Genomic DNA, 16109 nt, shown 5'->3' with positions numbered 1-16109 from the left:
TGCCTTCTCGTCAGTACAGCAGGGGTCGAAAGACAGGGTGGTAGTCCAGAGTCGATGTGCGGGTTCCGACAACCTTGGCGGGGATCCCGGCCACGATCTCCATATCTCCGACGGACTTTCGCACCAGCGAACATCCGCCGACGACGGCACCGTCGCCGATGGTCAACCCCTGAAGGACGGTGGCCCTGCTGGCGATCCAGGCGTGATGGCCGATCCGGACAGGACCGAGCTCTACCACGAAGTCGTCACTGTGGACGAGGTGTTGGCCGGTGATGATATGCACGTCGGACGCCAGCACCACACTGTTCTCGAGGGTGAGGCCGCCGCGGGCGTCGAGCATGCAGTCGAATCCGATGGAACAGTTGTCTCCGATCACCAGGCGATCGATACCCAGCACCGTCGTGCCCATCATGATCGAAGTGTTGGTCCCGATCGTGGCTCCGAACCTCCGGAGAAATGACTGCCTGATCCAATGCGAGGGGATGCGGGTGATGGCCCAGTTGAAGATTCGCTCGCCGAACTGTGTTCTGCGACTGCTCTCATAGACATCGGTCATCGCAACTGCCCCTCGATCAGCGCCAGGTCGTGTTCGACCATCGCGGCGACGACGTCGGCGAAGCGCTTGGTGGGCTCCCACTCCAGCTCTGCCCTGGCTTTGCTTGCGTCGCCCACCATCTCCGCAGACTCCGCGGGCCTGCCGAACGCGTCGGAGGTGGTGACGAAGGAGTGCCAGTCTTCGATCCCCGCGGCATGGAATGCGGCCGCGACGAACTCTCGTACAGAATGGGCTTCGCCGGTGGCGATGACGAAGTCACCACCGGTCTCGTGCCCGGCCATACGCAGCGCCGCATCCACGTAGTCGGGGGCCCACCCCCAGTCGCGACGAGCATCGAGATTTCCCAGTTCCAGAGTCGACTGGTGGCCGTGCGCAATGGCCGCTGCTGCTGCGGTGATCTTGCGTGTCACGAAACGATGTGGGCGAAGAGTGGATTCGTGGTTGTAGAAAATTGCGTTGCTGGCCCTCAGACCCCGGGCGCGATACATCTGCACGATGTGGTGGCTGAACGCCTTGGTTGCTCCATAGGGGGAAAGTGGGGCGATAGCTGTGTTTTCGTCCTGGGGAGAGGACGGGGTTCCGGCAAATATTTCTGCGCTCGACGCGTTCACCAGAACGCGGTCTATGCCGGTCGTGTTCTGTAGATCCAGTAGTGAGTCGATGATTGCAACAATCGACTGTCCGTTCACAGCCGTGGTCTCGATCGGATGGCTCCATGAATACGCAACCGAGGATATTCCGGCGAAATGAAACACCAAGTCTGGTTCGGTGTCATAAACAATCCGGCGGCATGCATTTTCGTTGCGTAGTTCGACTTCGACGACGGAAAGTCCGCAAATATCGTCTATATCCGAGTGGTCGGTTTCCGGCTGCACGGTGCCGATTACTTCGTATTCGAGTTCCGTAAGTCGCCGGGCCAAAATGTTGCCGTCCTGTCCGGCGACGCCGGTGATGAGTGCGCGGGGGCTCACCGGAGGGCCGGCCCCTCGGCGCGCTCGGCGCGCAGCAGTTCCAGATCGCTACGGACCATGAGCCCCACCAGGTCCGGGAAATCCAGGGTGGGCTTCCAACCGAGGACGCTGCGTGCTTTGGTGGCGTCGCCGATCAGAAGGTCGACTTCGGCGGGGCGCATGAAGGCGGGGTCGATGTGGACTTTGTCTGTCCAGTCGTCGATGCCTACTGCGGCGAATGCGTGGTCGAGTAGCTCGCGAATGGAGTGGGTTTCACCGGTGGAGATGACGTAGTCGTCGGCGTGGTCTTGTTGGAGCATCAGCCACATGGCTTCGACGTAGTCGCCTGCGAAGCCCCAGTCGCGTTTGGCGTCGAGGTTGCCCAGGGCGATGTTCTCCTGTAGTCCCATCGAGATGCGGGCGACGGCCATCGAGACTTTGCGGGTAACGAATTCCGGTCCGCGGCGGGGTGATTCGTGGTTGAACAGGATGCCCGAGCTGGCGTGCAGTCCGTAGGATTCGCGGTAGTTGATGGTCATGTAGTGCCCGTAGACCTTGGCTACGCCGTAGGGGCTGCGGGGCCAGAGCAGGGTGTGTTCGTTCTGCGGTACCTGTTGGACTTTACCGAACATTTCACTGCTCGATGCCTGGTAGAACCGCACGTGTTTGCCGGAGCTGTCCTGGTAGAAGCGCAGTGCCTCGAGCACGTTGAGTACGCCGCCTGCGGTGACGTCGGTGGTGAGACGCGCGTTCTCCCAGGAATACGCGACGAAGGAGATTGCGCCGAGGTTGTAGACCTCGTCGGGTTGGGCGTCGCTGAAGGCGCGCATCAGTGACGACAGGTCCAGCAGGTTGCCGGAGAGGATTTCCACGAACGGGTGCGATTTCTCCAGTAACGTTCGCTTTGGATTGTTTTGGCCCTGTACCAAACCGTAGACCTTGTATCCCTTGGAGTGGAGGAGCTCTGATAGGTACAGCCCGTCCTGTCCGGTGATTCCGGTTATCAACGCACTCTTCATGCTCGCCTCTCGCGCCCTGATGTATCCGCCCCGACGGCTGGCTTATCTTTTCACGTACACGTCGTTCGCGTGCAGTGAACGCAGTGGTGTGAAAATTAGTTAGCGCATACGAAGTGAATGTCATCGACATCGTCGATAATCCTCGGAATGGATGTTGGTTCTGCGCGTGGGGTGAAACAAGATCTACTATTCGACCTTGGTGGTACCGCCCGGTGTCACGTGTGAAGGATTCGGCAGGAGCGCTTCGCGTTGGACATCCGTGAGTACCTGAGGATTTGGCGGTCGCGCTGGGTTTCGATAGGCGTTACCGTTGCCGTCGCGGTGCTCGGGGCTGCCACTGCCAGCGCTCTCAGCACGCCTCTGTACCAGGCATCGACACAGTTGTTCGTCGGTGCCGCGGGTGGGGCATCGGCGAGCGAGGCTTACCAGAACAATCTTTTCGCCAAGGAACGCGTCACCTCTTACGCGAGCCTCGCTGCCGGGAAACAGGTGGCGCAGCGAACGATCGACACCCTCGACTTGGATATGAGTGCCGATGAGCTGATGGAGCGCGTGACGGCTACTCCGGTCCCTGACTCGGTCCTGCTCGACCTGTCGGTCCTGGATTCCGATGCCGACAGAGCGGCGGACCTGGCCAATTCCGTTGCGGAGCAAACTAGTCGGTTGGTGTCCGAATTGGAGGGTTCGGAGGGTGAAGGGTCTCCGGCAGCGGCCACGGTGGTCCAGTCAGCCGCCGTACCGACGAGCCCAGTCTCGCCCCTGTGGGGCCGAAATATCCTGATCGGTCTCGTCGGTGGCCTGTTTTTGGGTCTGATCGTGTCGGTGCTCCGCGACCGCCTCGACGTCTCCGTCAACGACCGGACGCGACTCGGTGATTCGGTCTCGTGCCCGGTGGTCGGCGGGATTCCGTTCGTCAAGATCAAGAAGAGCGCCACCCCGGTGTTGTTCGGCGACAAGTACATCGAGGCGTCAGAGGCCCTGCGAGAACTGAGGACCAACCTGCAGTTCCTCGGTATCGACAATCCGCCACGTGCGATGGTGATCACCAGTGCCGAGGACGGTGCGGGAAAAACTGTCACCGCGGTCGGTCTCGGCGTCGCACTGGGCGAGGCCGGGCACTCGGTGATTCTGGTCGACGCCGATCTACGTAAGGCTCAGCTCGCTCGTCACCTGGGGGTGACGTCCGATGTGGGACTGTCGAGCATATTGACTCATCAGGTCAACGCGAACCAGGCGATCGCAACGTCGACGCATGAGAACGTGCATGTGATGCCCGCCGGGGTGGTTCCCCCCAACCCCAGTGAACTGCTCAGCACTCCCACGTTTCGCAAGTTGATCAGGGACCTGTCCGGGCTGTACGACTTCGTGTTGATCGACTCCCCGGCCGCCCTCCGCTACACCGACGCGGCGTTGCTGGCTGCTGCCTGCGACGGGGCAGTGCTGCTCGCGCGAAGTGGGCGGACCAGAACGACCGACTTGGCGAAGGTGACGGAAAAGATGGGAATGGTCGACGTAACAGTCCTGGGTGCGGTTCTGGTCGGGTCGAAGATCAAGGGCGGCAAGGGGAGATGACGGTGTTGTGACGGCGGACGCCAGTCATCCGGTTGACCGCCCTACACGCGGCCTCAATACAGAAGGGGCCGAAAGTTGGGGTGGTAGTGAAGTTCGGACTTACGGACACCCAGGTGCGCGGCGGGTACACCGCCCACTATCTCCATGGGGGCGACGTCATTTCGCACCAGTGCGCAGGCGGCAACCACGGCACCGGGGCCGATGTGAACTCCGTCGGTGACGGTCGCACGACTGGCAACCCACGCGTGGTGCTCGATGTGGATAGGTGACCACAGGGCTTTGAAGTCGTCGGAGTGCACGTCGTGGTGGCCACCGACGACATGAACGTCGCTGGCGAGTACCACGTCATTGTCGATGGTGAGGCCGCCCCGGGCGTCGAGTAGGCAACGGAAGCCGATGGAGCAGTTGTTTCCGATGACGAGTTTGCGGATGCCGTGAACCCGGGTGCCCATCATGATCGACGAGCTGCTGCCGATCCGAGTTCCGAACGCCCGCAACCAGTTCTGCCGAATCCAGTGCGACGGGATCTGCGTAACCAGAAGATTGAACAGACGCTCGCCGATCTGCTCGCGGGCCGATGTCGTTTCGGTGTCGAACACGATCTTTTCCCGGGACCTCGTCATGGCTGTCCTTTCGTGGGCATCTTCTGCACCTTAACGGACAGTGGGGCAGGAGTGTCCCTGCCCGACAACAGCATCCGAAAACAAGCAACGAGTACTCGAATGCCGCGAGTAAAAGACATCAAGTTTCCAATATATTTCTGCGTTACGCTCGCGCAATTGGTGTAATGATGCGACGATACCGTTCAACAAGTAAAGAGCTACTCCCGCCAGCAGGAGACATCATGCCCGCTCGACTACTCCGAGTTCTTCATGTCTCCGAGGCGTTCGGTGGTGGTGTGCGCACCGCGATGGTGAATTACGTCCTTGGAACCCCGGAGTTCGAGCACTCGATGGTCCTGCGACTTCGGGCGGGGCACGAGACCGTCGAGGTGCCCGAAGATGTTGACATGAAATATGTTTCAGGTGGGCTGATCGATTTCTTCAAGGCAGCATTGCGGGCTGTCGACCAGGGTGACTACGACATCGTGCACCTGCATTCGAGCTATGCCGGCGTGCTTCGCGCGTTTCTCCCCAAAAACGTGCGGATTGTCTACACGCCGCACTGCTACGTGATGGAGGCGAAAAAAGCTGCCTATCGCACAGTCACCTACAGAATGGTCGAGAAGGCGCTCGCGCAGCGCCCGCAGCTGTTGATGGCTGTGTCCCCCCGAGAGGCGATGATCGGGCTTTCTCTGAGACCGTCGATGCATGCCGAGGTCGTCGAGAACGTCGCAGTTGCACTGCCCGTGCCGTTCACCAAAGCGCACCGAAACAGTGCTAAGCCGATCATCACGATGGTCGGCCGAATCATGGCGCAGAAGGATCCGTTCTTCTTCGCGGACGTGGCCAGGCAATTGGGCACCGAACGCTTTCGTTTCATGTGGATCGGCGACGGCGACAGTGACGGACGGCTCGCACTGGAAGCGGCCGGCGTCGAAGTCACCGGATGGCTACCTCCCACCGACGTCTGGGATGCACTGGAGATCACCGACCTCTACCTCCACACGGCAGCGTGGGAGGGTGGCCCACTGTCCACGCTGGAGGCAGCGGATGCCGGGTGTGCGTTGCTCGCCCGCACCATCCCCAGCATGGAGTCGCTCGGGTATCCGCTTGCAGGCACCGAATCCGAGGACGTTGCCTCATCGGTCGAGCGGTTCTTCGCAGACCCTGCTTATCGGGAGGACGTGTCGATGACGAGCCGCCAGATCGCCCGCAACGCATCGCTCGAAAACTTGGGCCGCAATCTCGCTCACCTGTACGGACGCGCGATGGTCGAGTTGAAGCCGCGCACCGTGCGGGCCGAGCGTGAACACCACCGCGTCGAACGCACGGCGGCTATCAGCTGACCCCAATCGTGACGAGCATTGCCATGCGGGACTCGCAAGCGAAGACACGCGGATCTGGTGGCAGTCGACGTGGCGGGCCATCTATGAAGCGCTCGCTTCTTTTTGCAGCGTCACGTTCCGCAGCATGGTTACTCGGTGTCGACAGCCAGGTGAACGTTGTCTGCACCGAACGAAGGCGTTCGACTCGACTACTCACACGTCGAAACTCGGTAGATGAGTGGTGATTTGCTCATCAACGCCAAGACCACTGGCGCAGTTGCCAAGTGCAATGGGCCCTGTGAGGTAGCCCGCGGCTCGAGTATCGGCGCGCCCGATCCGTGTCTACTATGCGCTTGTAAAGCATCAGTAAGACCGACGGGGAACGGACAGCATGCGAATCACAGTCTTCGGTACCGGCTACCTCGGTGCCACGCACGCCGCCTGCATGGCCGAACTCGGCCACGAGGTTCTGGGCGTCGACGTGGACCCGGCCAAGCTCGCGAAGCTCGAAGCCGGCGAGGTTCCGTTCTGGGAGCCCGGTCTCGAAGAGGTGCTGCAGCGCAACATCGCGGCCGGTCGCTTGCGCTTCACCGCGTCCTACCAGGAAGCCGCGGACTTCGCGGAGGTTCACTTTCTCGGTGTCGGCACCCCCCAGAAAAAGGGGGAGTTCGCAGCCGACATGAAATTCGTCGACTCGGTCATCGAGACGCTCGCGCCGTTGCTCACCAAGCCCGCCGTGATCTTCGGTAAATCGACCGTCCCCGTCGGTACCGCCGAGCGACTCGGCCGCATGGCCCGCGAACTGGCACCGGCTGGCGAAGGCGTCGAGGTGGCCTGGAACCCCGAGTTCCTTCGTGAGGGCTACGCCGTCAAAGACACGCTGCATCCCGACCGTCTGGTGCTGGGCGTGGATCGTGAGCGGCCGGGTCGCGCGGAAGAATTGGCCCGCGAGGTCTACGCGCAGCTGCTCGACGAGAAGATCCCTTTCCTGGTGACCGATCTGGCCACGGCTGAGCTGGTCAAGGCCTCGGCCAATGCGTTCCTGGCCACCAAGATCTCGTTCATCAATGCAATCGCCGAAGTCTGTGAGGCGGCCGGAGCAGACGTCACCGTCCTCGCCGACGCCATCGGCCATGACGAACGTATCGGCCGTAAGTTCTTGAACGCCGGCATCGGCTTCGGTGGTGGCTGCCTGCCCAAGGACATCCGGGCTTTCATGGCCAGGGCCGGCGAGCTCGGTGCCGATCAGGCGTTGACGTTCCTCCGCGAGGTCGACAACATCAACATGCGACGACGCACCCGCATGGTCGAGTTGGCGCGGGAAGCGTGCGGCTCGCTGCTCGGTGCCCGGGTGGCGGTGCTGGGTGCGGCCTTCAAGCCCGACTCCGACGACGTTCGCGATTCACCGGCTTTGAACGTGGCCGGTCAGATTCAGCTCCAGGGTGCCGCGGTCAACGTGTACGACCCGAAAGCGATGGAGAACTCGCGGGCACTGTTCCCCACGCTGACCTACAACAACACCGCTCTCGAGGCCTGCGAGGGTGCCGATGTGGTGCTGGTGCTGACGGAGTGGAAAGAGTTCAAGGCTCTTGTCCCCAGTGACCTCGACGGTGTGGTGCGCAGCAAGAAGCTGATCGATGGCCGTAACTGCCTGGACCCGGAGCAGTGGCGGGCGTCGGGGTGGAACTACCGAGGCTTGGGTCGTCCCTAACACGACCAGGCATATCGATAGCACGATTCATTCGATGGAATGAATTGTCGGCCCGTTGCGCTTGCAGGTATCTGTAATTCGCATTAACGCACACTGCAATACAAGGCGCACATATTGCTTCGTTCTAGTCGGCAAGTGTTGATGTTTGTTAAAAGCGGTCATTGCCGCGATTTGCGGGTAAATCACCCGACAAACAGCGCTGAACACTGTGAGCGGTCACCAAAATCCGTCGATGACGCTCGTGTGTAACGTTTTTAGACCTCGTGGCGGTTACATCTAGGAAGTCCCTACCGCCCGTTTCGCCTAGTCAGCGTAGGTGTGGTAAACCCAACGGGAGCTGTTATTCATCTGTGATCTGCGCCGCTCGCATGGTGCTTCGGATAGCAGCGTGGGAACATTCCAATTCGAGACCAGTCGCATTCCGGATTGATTTCGATTTACAGACCAGCGTCCACCCAGAGTGGTCGGTCAAGTGCAGAAGGAGGGGAGCAGGTGGCATCTGTCGGGGCTGCACCACGCTCGCTCTGGGGATCCTCGCGGTCCGGGGAGTTGAAGACCCGCAAGCTCACGTCCAGGCATGTGTGGGAACACGAGTACATCGCCCGCCTCAGGGCGACCGACGTACTGGCAGTGGTCCTGGCCGTTGCCCTCGCCCAGTTCGTACGGTTCGGAGGGGTCGAGATGTCGGGCTTCACGAACTCTGCGATCTACACGGGTGTATCAGCCGCACTCGCCGGCCTGTGGCTCGCGTTTCTAGCCATCTTCCGAACCCGGTCGACGCGGGTGATCGGCAACGGTGCCGAGGAGTACCGCCGCATCGTGTCGGCCACCTTCCGGCTCTTCGGTGTTATCGCGATCATCTCCCTTCTGTTCCGTATCGACTTTGCCCGCCTGTACCTCGCCATCGCGCTTCCCGTGGGATTGGTGGCGTTGCTGATCAGTCGCTGGCTGTGGCGAAAGGTGGTCACTCGACTCCGCAGCGAAGACAAGTACAAGACGTCGGTGCTGATCGTCGGAAGCCGCTCAGCTGCGGTCTCGATGGCCGAGTCGTTCGAGCGTTCGCCGTCCTCGGGCTACGCGGTGGTGGGGATGTGCATGCCCGGCTACGAGGTGCCGAGCGATGGAATCGTTCACGTCGAGGGTGCAGATATTCCGGTACTAGGTAGTGAAAGAGACGTCCTCGCTGCAATCGACGAGTGCGGTGCCGATACGGTCGCGGTGACGGCCACCGAACATCTCGGGCACAAGGGCATTCGCAAGATGATCTGGGACCTGGAGAAGAAAAACGTCGACCTGGTGGTCGCGCCTGGCGTCGTTGATGTTGCCGGCCCCCGTTTGGTGATGCGGCCAGTCGCAGGGTTCCCTCTGATTCACGTCGAGAAGCCGCAGTACAACGGTGCGACACGATTCAGCAAGGTCGCTTTCGATCTGACGTTTGCGGCGCTGGTTCTGGTGTTGATCTCGCCGGTGCTACTTGCAGTAGCGATTGCTGTGAAGGTCACTAGTCGTGGACCGGTGTTCTACAAGTCGGAGCGGATGGGTATCGACGGAAAGCCGTTCTCGATGATCAAGTTCCGCAGCATGACCGTGGATGCGGACCAGCAGGTGGCGCATCTGCTCGACCAGAACGAGGGTGCCGGTGGGGTGCTGTTCAAGATGCGGAACGATCCGCGGGTAACACCGGTCGGCAAGATCTTGCGTCGCTTCAGCCTCGATGAGCTTCCTCAGTTCATCAACGTGCTCAGGCGCGAGATGAGCGTCGTTGGTCCGAGGCCGCCACTACGCCGCGAGGTGGAAACCTACAACGGTGACGTTCGTCGTCGCTTGCTGGTCAAGCCGGGGGTCACCGGGCTGTGGCAGGTCAGTGGACGATCCGACTTGTCGTGGGAAGAGACTGTCCGGCTGGACCTTTCGTATGTGGAGAATTGGTCGATGGTGGGGGATCTATTGATCATCGCAAAGACCGTGAAGGCGGTTGCCGGAAGCGACGGAGCGTATTGAGTCTGCGCAGGTTCGGGTTTCGTCGCCTAGCTCAAGTGCCGGAAAGGTCAGTTGTTCGATGAGTAAGTCAGTTGCGATTATCGGTACGCGGGGGTATCCGAGTTACTATGGTGGTTTCGAGACGCTGGTCAGGCGTCTGAGCCCGTACCTTGTCGACTCCGGCTGGGACGTAACGGTTTACGGTCGTCCCGATGCAGTGAAGAACGACGATCCGCTGCTGGACCCACGTGTTGATTCCGTCATGACCAAGGGGCTCGAAACCAAGTCCCTCAGCACACTGAGCTATGGGTTGTCGTCGTCTATCAATGCGGCCCGACGTAAGCCAGATGTCGCTCTGATCATGAACGTAGCCAACGGATACTGGCTTCCGCTGCTTCGTTCTCGTGGGATTCCGACGGTGGTCAATGTCGATGGTATCGAGTGGGAGCGGGCAAAGTGGGGCACCAACGCCAAGCGCGTGTTCCGCGGCGGAGCACGCTTGACAGCAAAGTATGCAACCGAGTTGGTGTGCGACTCACACGAAATCCGGCGTCGTTGGAGTCGCGATTTCGGCCGTGACGGAGTGTTCATTCCGTACGGCGGGGACGCGCCCGACCGCCTTCCGGTCGTGGAAGGCCTGAGGTCCAGGGAGTACGTACTGATCGTGGCCCGATTCGTACCAGAGAACACAGTGCCTGAATTCCTGGAGGCCGCCCGAGAGCTCGGAAAGAAGTGGGACGTAGTCATCGTCGGCTCGTCGGGATACGGCGGTGAGATGGATCTTGCAGCCGCGAAACTGGCGAACGAGTCTTCTCGCGTGCAATGGCTCGGTCATGTCAGCGACGACAAGAAGCTGTTTTCGCTATGGCAACATGCCGGCGCTTACTTCCACGGTCACAGCGTCGGTGGGACGAATCCAGCGCTTGTTCAAGCAATGGCCTGCGGCGCTCCAGTGGTTGCGCGTGACACTGTTTACAACAGGGAGGTACTTTCCGAGACTGCTACTTTCGTGCAGCCGGACCCCTCCAGCATCACGGCTGCCGTGAGTCGCGCGATGGCCGACAGGACGTGGCAAGACTCGTCTGCGGCGTTGTCTTTTCAGCGGTCGCGAGAGCTTTACACCTGGGAAGGCGTGTGCTCCAGCTACGAGTCGTTGCTGGAGGAAGTCGCTAGACCCGGTACGGCACATAGCGACAGGCTCGTGAATCGTGTCGGGGACAGCTAGCCTCGAGATGAGTGAGCCACCCTCAGTACTCCGCATAATTCCGGAGCTACGAGCCGATCATGTCAAGAGAAGCCGGTACCTGACTGCGGCGAAAACGTTGTATCTTGACACGAACTCGGACTTACCCGGCACTTCAGTACCCGACGATTTTCAGCGCGTATCGCTGCTCGGACTAATCAAGAACGTGATTCTCTCGCGTGCAATCATATTGGAGCTTCCGGAACCACTGTGGATGCGCTTCCTACCGAGGACGGCGCTGGCGGCGTTGGCGTGGAAGGCGTCGAGACTCGTGAGGCGGTTTCCGGGAACGACCGTCGCCTATGCAATCGAGAACAATGAACCGGTCAATCTGTTGTTCGGAAACCGAAGTGTCGCAGGTAGCCTTTCGAGACCCTTGACTCTGACGCTCGGCGTCGTCATACGAATCAGTGTCGATCGCCTGTGCTTCGGGAGTGAAGGGTCGCGTGCGACATATCAGTCGATTCCGATGGTGAAAGGCATCGATCATTCGGTCGTGGTGAACTTACCCGCAAGGCCGTATTCCCGTAGTTTGCTGCTGTCCGATGAGGAAAGCCGCCGAGGCAGAGTGGCCTTTGTGGGTGTTTTGGAGCCCCGCAAAGGTATTGACGTGCTGATGAAGTCATGGCCGTCGGTGGAGCAGAGTTGTCCGGAGGCGGTCCTCACCATCGTGGGTGACGGGCCGATGAGCCGCGAAGTCGAGCAATGGAGCGCCAAGAACCCTCGCAGCCGAAACTTCGTTGGTCGACTGCCGCATTCCCAAGTGTCGAGCCTCGTCGGCGGAAGTGCGCTGCTTGTCGCACCGTCGGTTCGTGCCGGTCGGTGGAGAGAGCAGATCGGTCTGCCCATCCTCGAGGCACTGTCTGTCGGCGCGACGGTGGTGACGAGCGACGAGACAGCGCTTGCCACTTGGCTTGCGGCGCAGGGGCATTCGGTTCTACCCGCAGGTGAGTTGTCCACGGAGCTGGCCGGCGAAATCCTCGATCGCTTGAAACAGCCTCTGCCAAGCGACAAAGTCATCGCATCACTGCCGGAGGTGGCCGGTCGAGTCGCGGCGGACAAGTGGATGAACCAAGGCCGGCAATTACACAGCGAAGGCTCGACCGAGAATCAGAGTAGAAACGGGAACTGATGACGAACTCGGCAAGTCGCGTCGATCGCGTGGTGGCGGTAGTGGTGCACCACAAGAGTTATGACTCGATCGGGTCGACGGTAGCGCTGTTGATCGATGACGGAATCGACACCAAGCGTGTGGTCGTAGTAGACAACGGAGAAGAACCCGACCGGCGTGCCGAACTTGCGTCACTGCTGCCGGACGGAGTGCATCTCTTGTTCGAGGAGAACCGTGGCTACGGTGCTGCGGTCAACCGTGGTGTCGAGTATGCAGATTCGCTCGGGGCACCATACGACTATCTTCTGGTGTCCACTCATGAGTGTCGTGTCGAAAAGGGCGCGGTCGGAACTCTTGTTGCAGCGCTGGACCGAAACCCTGACGCCGCGATTGTTGGCCCGACGCTGACTTCCGGGGAAGAGGATGAATTCATCTGGTCCGCCGGCGGGTTACTCACCCCGACTCTCCGGCTGCCTCGGCACTACTTCCACCGAGCCGCAGAGCTTCCTCCTCAAGCAGATGCGGAGGTGGACAGGGAATGGCTCGATGGCGCGTTCCTGGTCACCAGACGATCCGCATTGCGAGACCGGGCGGTGGACGAGCGGTTCTTTATGTACATGGAAGAGGTCGATCACCACGTCGCGCTGAGAAGTCGCGGATGGAACATCCTGTGGATACCGTCTGCTCGGGTGTGGCAGTCGTCTGGTGGAATCCCGCCCTACTATCTGGGGCGCAACATGCAGCTGTTTCAGAGGTGGAACGGGACACTGGTCAGTCGCGCAGCTGCAACACCGTGGTCGATCGCGCATCGCGCATTGTCCGACCTGCGACACAGGAGGGGCCTGAGCAGCGTTTCCTCAATGATCAAGGGCTGGAACGATGCCAGACGAGTGCGCGACTCAGCGGGCGGCCCAGTCGTCATCGTCAATCCACTCGGTGGGGCGCTTGCTCACTACGAACGTGAACTGACAGACGTGATCAACGCTCTCGGCTTCGGAAACACCACGTTGTCGACGTTCGAGCCTTCGCACGGTGGCCGCTCCCGTATGGGATGGCTCTCGGCCTATTTCCGTCTACTGATCCGATCGCGATTGACCAAGAAACGCCGCGCCACTGTCGTCGTATGGCCGGCCTTGGGCTACCTCGACGCAGTGCTGGTTCGCTTTCTCGCCGGTCCTCGAGCTTTTGTCGTTCTACACGACCCAAGCCCACTCGTGCGGGCCATCGGCTACGACGCAGTCTCGATCCGGCTCGCGAGAGTGTTCGGTGGCGATAGATTCATCATCCACAGTGAAGCGGCGAGAAGAGTCACGGAGTCTTCGAGCATCAACAGCACTGTGCTTCCTCACCCAGTCCTCGCGCCGATTCGACGCAGTGGGGAGGTCTCCCGCCGGCAAGTTGTAAGGGTGCTCGGGCAGTACAAGCCAGACCGGGACTTGGTGGCGCTCGAGGAGATTGCGGTCTCGATCGCAGACGTCGACCTGGAGATACTGGGCAGAGGCTGGCCTGAAGTGAAGGGTTGGACAGTCGCTGATGTTTTCTTGTCAGAGCAGGATTTCGACGATGCTGTGGACTCAGCGAGCGTCGTCGTGATTCCCTATCGGAAGTTCTTCCAAAGCGGTGTGGCCATACGCTGCTTCGAGCGGGGGACACCGGTAGTCGGCTTAGGCGGAACCAGCCTCGACGAATTAGCCGGCGTTGATCGCAAGCTTCTTGTCGGTCCGTCGTATTCGTCAACTTGGTCCGAGGCCGTGAAGTATGCGCTCGAGCGCAAAGAACCCGGCGATCAGCCAGAATCGGACGCAGTACGGGTTGCCAGCGTGGCCGGCTGGGACCGCTGGCTGGGGTCGGTGTCATGAGCAGCGATTTGACCATGCTCGCTTTGGGGCGACGTAGTGAGCGCGTGGACGAGGCATGGGCGCGTTCCGGGCGAGTAACTTCGATAGTTCGTTTCGAGCATGCGGCACCTTCGGGAGTGCGCTTCGGGAAACGGGTCTTCGGCATCGCTATGGACTCTTTTTTGCTCGCCGCCAAAGCGCGACTTCGACACGGTAGTGAGAGCCTCTTGTGTGCGAATCCGTGGATTGCCGTGGCGCTGAGAGCTGTAGGAGTGTCAGCTTTCGCAGTGACCGGGCTCTATGCGGTGCCAGGCACCAACAGCTGGAAGCTCCTTAGACGGTCCCTGAAAGACATCCCAATAGTGACAACGGCTGAGATCGAAGCGGAGCAATGGGTGGCTGAGGGTGGCAGGGCCACCGCCGTGTTGTACGGCAACACTTTTGGGTACCCCAGTGCGAAAGCGTCATCGAAAGTTCCGTCGATATTCATCGGCGGTACCTCGGATCGCGATACCGAACTCATCAACTCCCTCGTCGACGAAGTCCGTGCAGACACGAGAAGCGTACGGCTCATCATTGCCGACGGCTCGGGTTCCCGACTGTGGCGGGGAGAACGCGGCGAGATCGAACATTTCGGGCGGGTGAGTTCGGAGGAGTTCGGCAGGATCATGAGTACGAGTGACGTTGTGTTCTTGCCGATATTGAACAAGCCCAGAGCTTCTGGGCACATGGTGTGTGTCGGTGCATTGGAGTGTGGGATACCGGTGGTGTCATCGGAATGCACCGGTATGGATGGGTACGTAGACGGAAGGTTCGTTACACACTTGCAGCCGGGGGCATCGATTCTCAATCAATTGATCGCTCGCACTCAGGGGCCGCTAGACAGTGAACAGGTCAGGGGGTACTGGACGGAACACTTCAGCCTGGACGCGTACATCGGACGGGTGCTGACGGCCGTGGACCATCTGACGGGTCGCTAGGTCAACGTGCAGTAGCCGTCGCGTCGGGGTCGTTGTAAGTGCGAGCTGAGTTCATCCATCGATCGAAGTCGTGTCGGGAGCTGGTGAGTGGAAGGGTGCCCACGATCTGGGCGGCAGGCCGGGGTGTTCGTATCTTGCCCAGTATCACCTCGGCAAGTCGTCTGTAGTCGACGTCCTGGGAAACGACCGTGTGACCATTTGCGCCGAGCCATTCTGCGTAGCCAGTTTGGTCGGTGGTGATTATTTCACAGCCATGGGCCAACCCCTCCATGATCGGAAGGCCGATCTGTTCGCGCCAACGCGGAGTCGACTGGGAAAGAAGAACTAGGGCTGACGCCCTTCGCAGATGGGAGTGGATTTCCTCACGCGGCGGGTCAACGATTACTTGGACTCTGAAGTGAGCCCTGCTCCAGTCGAGTACGAGGTCGAGAAGCGGGCCCTGACCGATCATCGTGAACGTGATGTCGGGGCAATCCCATACTTGATCCCACAGACGCATCGCCTGCCTGATTCCCTTGCGATCCGAAAACTCACCCACAAAGAGTAGGTTCGAGCTCTTGGCAGGGCCATGGCAGGTGCATGGCGTAGGCAACTCCAGAGTTTCTGCGACATCGATTTTCGCCAGTAGCTGCGGTACCAACAGGCGGTAGTTGCTCGCGGCACCGGGGGTCCCGAACGCGACTCGATCCACCGGTTTCATGATGTAGGCGCAGATCGCTTGAACGACGTTTTTCACCCAACTTGGCGGAAGCGGAAGCAGTTCCTGGATGGGCAGGACTGGTGAGTTGTTCTCGATTGCGTACGTAGTCAATTGAAACCGTTTGCGAAGGACACTGCGAGAGACCCTCGCGGCAGTCGTGTACAGAAGAAGCGACGGCCAAGCCCTCACCATGAACGGTTCGTTGATCTCGATGAACTGCTCGTTCGCGGTAAGTATGCGCCTAACTGTCCGGAGTCTGCTCGCCCGCTCGATGCTGACGTGTTCGGTGAGTTGCTCCTCGAAGTCGTACATTTTCTCGCGATACAGAAGATGCCCTGCGGTCATCGTTCGAAGATCCGATAGGTGGGTACTGCGGATGGATTCGTAGATTCGAAGAACGGGAACATTCGGAGCTTTGTCCGTTTTGGGCATCTTGGGGTAGATCTGGGGTGGGTGTGCGCCGTGCGCGTATCGGTTGGCAAGCACTGTCTCTCCCCAATTCCCAAACCTGACTCCACTCGA

At 60.2% G+C, this 16109-nt stretch carries 13 protein-coding genes; 8 read left to right on the top strand and 5 right to left on the bottom strand.

Annotated features, from left to right (window positions below; translation table 11 throughout):
• Positions 1–10: 10 nt before the first annotated feature.
• From JLZ96_RS10380 to JLZ96_RS10370, 3 genes are read right to left on the bottom strand one after another with little or no spacing between them, the layout of a single operon-like run.
• Complete coding sequence (locus JLZ96_RS10380) at positions 11–556, bottom strand: DapH/DapD/GlmU-related protein (RefSeq protein WP_201010023.1); 546 nt, start codon at positions 554–556, stop codon at positions 11–13.
• A complete protein-coding gene (locus JLZ96_RS10375; RefSeq protein ID WP_201010022.1) occupies positions 553–1527 on the bottom strand; it encodes a GDP-mannose 4,6-dehydratase in 975 nt (324 codons plus the stop codon). Before JLZ96_RS10375 ends, JLZ96_RS10380 begins: the two co-directional genes overlap by 4 nt.
• Positions 1524–2525, bottom strand: coding sequence for a GDP-mannose 4,6-dehydratase (locus JLZ96_RS10370; protein WP_032387709.1), 1002 nt, complete (start codon positions 2523–2525; stop codon positions 1524–1526). Before JLZ96_RS10370 ends, JLZ96_RS10375 begins: the two co-directional genes overlap by 4 nt.
• Positions 2526–2774: 249 nt before the next feature.
• On the opposite strand from JLZ96_RS10370, the gene JLZ96_RS10365 reads away from it, so the two are divergent.
• Positions 2775–4097, top strand: a complete 1323-nt coding sequence (locus tag JLZ96_RS10365; protein WP_201010021.1) for a polysaccharide biosynthesis tyrosine autokinase — start codon at positions 2775–2777, stop codon at positions 4095–4097.
• 53 nt (positions 4098–4150) lie between these two features.
• On the opposite strand, the gene JLZ96_RS10360 is transcribed toward JLZ96_RS10365, so the two are convergent.
• Positions 4151–4720, bottom strand: coding sequence for an acyltransferase (locus tag JLZ96_RS10360; protein WP_201010020.1), 570 nt, complete (start codon positions 4718–4720; stop codon positions 4151–4153).
• Between the two features lie 221 nt (positions 4721–4941).
• On the opposite strand from JLZ96_RS10360, the gene JLZ96_RS10355 reads away from it, so the two are divergent.
• The 7 genes from JLZ96_RS10355 to JLZ96_RS10325 all read left to right on the top strand — a co-directional run bounded on the left by JLZ96_RS10355 (position 4942) and on the right by JLZ96_RS10325 (position 14887).
• Positions 4942–6045: a glycosyltransferase gene (locus JLZ96_RS10355; RefSeq protein WP_201010019.1), complete on the top strand. Its 1104-nt coding sequence runs from the start codon at positions 4942–4944 to the stop codon at positions 6043–6045.
• Positions 6046–6415: 370 nt separating this feature from the next.
• Positions 6416–7735: a UDP-glucose/GDP-mannose dehydrogenase family protein gene (locus tag JLZ96_RS10350; protein ID WP_201010018.1), complete on the top strand. Its 1320-nt coding sequence runs from the start codon at positions 6416–6418 to the stop codon at positions 7733–7735.
• Between the two features lie 492 nt (positions 7736–8227).
• Positions 8228–9736 carry a sugar transferase gene (locus JLZ96_RS10345; RefSeq protein WP_201010017.1) on the top strand — a complete coding sequence of 503 codons (1509 nt, stop codon included), beginning with the start codon at positions 8228–8230 and terminating at the stop codon, positions 9734–9736.
• A 58-nt stretch (positions 9737–9794) separates the two neighbouring features.
• Positions 9795–10940, top strand: coding sequence for a glycosyltransferase (locus tag JLZ96_RS10340; protein ID WP_201010016.1), 1146 nt, complete (start codon positions 9795–9797; stop codon positions 10938–10940).
• A gap of 394 nt (positions 10941–11334) precedes the next feature.
• Positions 11335–12090: a glycosyltransferase family 4 protein gene (locus JLZ96_RS10335; protein ID WP_201010015.1), complete on the top strand. Its 756-nt coding sequence runs from the start codon at positions 11335–11337 to the stop codon at positions 12088–12090.
• The gene (locus JLZ96_RS10330) at positions 12090–13928 is read left to right on the top strand and encodes a glycosyltransferase (protein ID WP_201010014.1); all 1839 of its coding nucleotides are present in this window, start codon (positions 12090–12092) and stop codon (positions 13926–13928) included. The genes JLZ96_RS10335 and JLZ96_RS10330 overlap by 1 nt, the downstream gene beginning before the upstream one ends.
• Complete coding sequence (locus JLZ96_RS10325; protein WP_201010013.1) at positions 13925–14887, top strand: glycosyltransferase; 963 nt, start codon at positions 13925–13927, stop codon at positions 14885–14887. Before JLZ96_RS10330 ends, JLZ96_RS10325 begins: the two co-directional genes overlap by 4 nt.
• Before the next feature lies 1 nt (position 14888).
• On the opposite strand, the gene JLZ96_RS10320 is transcribed toward JLZ96_RS10325, so the two are convergent.
• Complete coding sequence (locus tag JLZ96_RS10320) at positions 14889–15932, bottom strand: glycosyltransferase (RefSeq protein ID WP_201010012.1); 1044 nt, start codon at positions 15930–15932, stop codon at positions 14889–14891.
• Between the last annotated feature and the right edge of the window lie 177 nt (positions 15933–16109).

It is taken from the genome of Rhodococcus sp. NKCM2511 (assembly GCF_014905595.1).
Classification (GTDB): domain Bacteria; phylum Actinomycetota; class Actinomycetes; order Mycobacteriales; family Mycobacteriaceae; genus Rhodococcoides; species Rhodococcoides fascians.
Note: the sequence above shows the minus strand (reverse complement) of the source record. Positions and strands in the feature narration are given on the sequence as shown.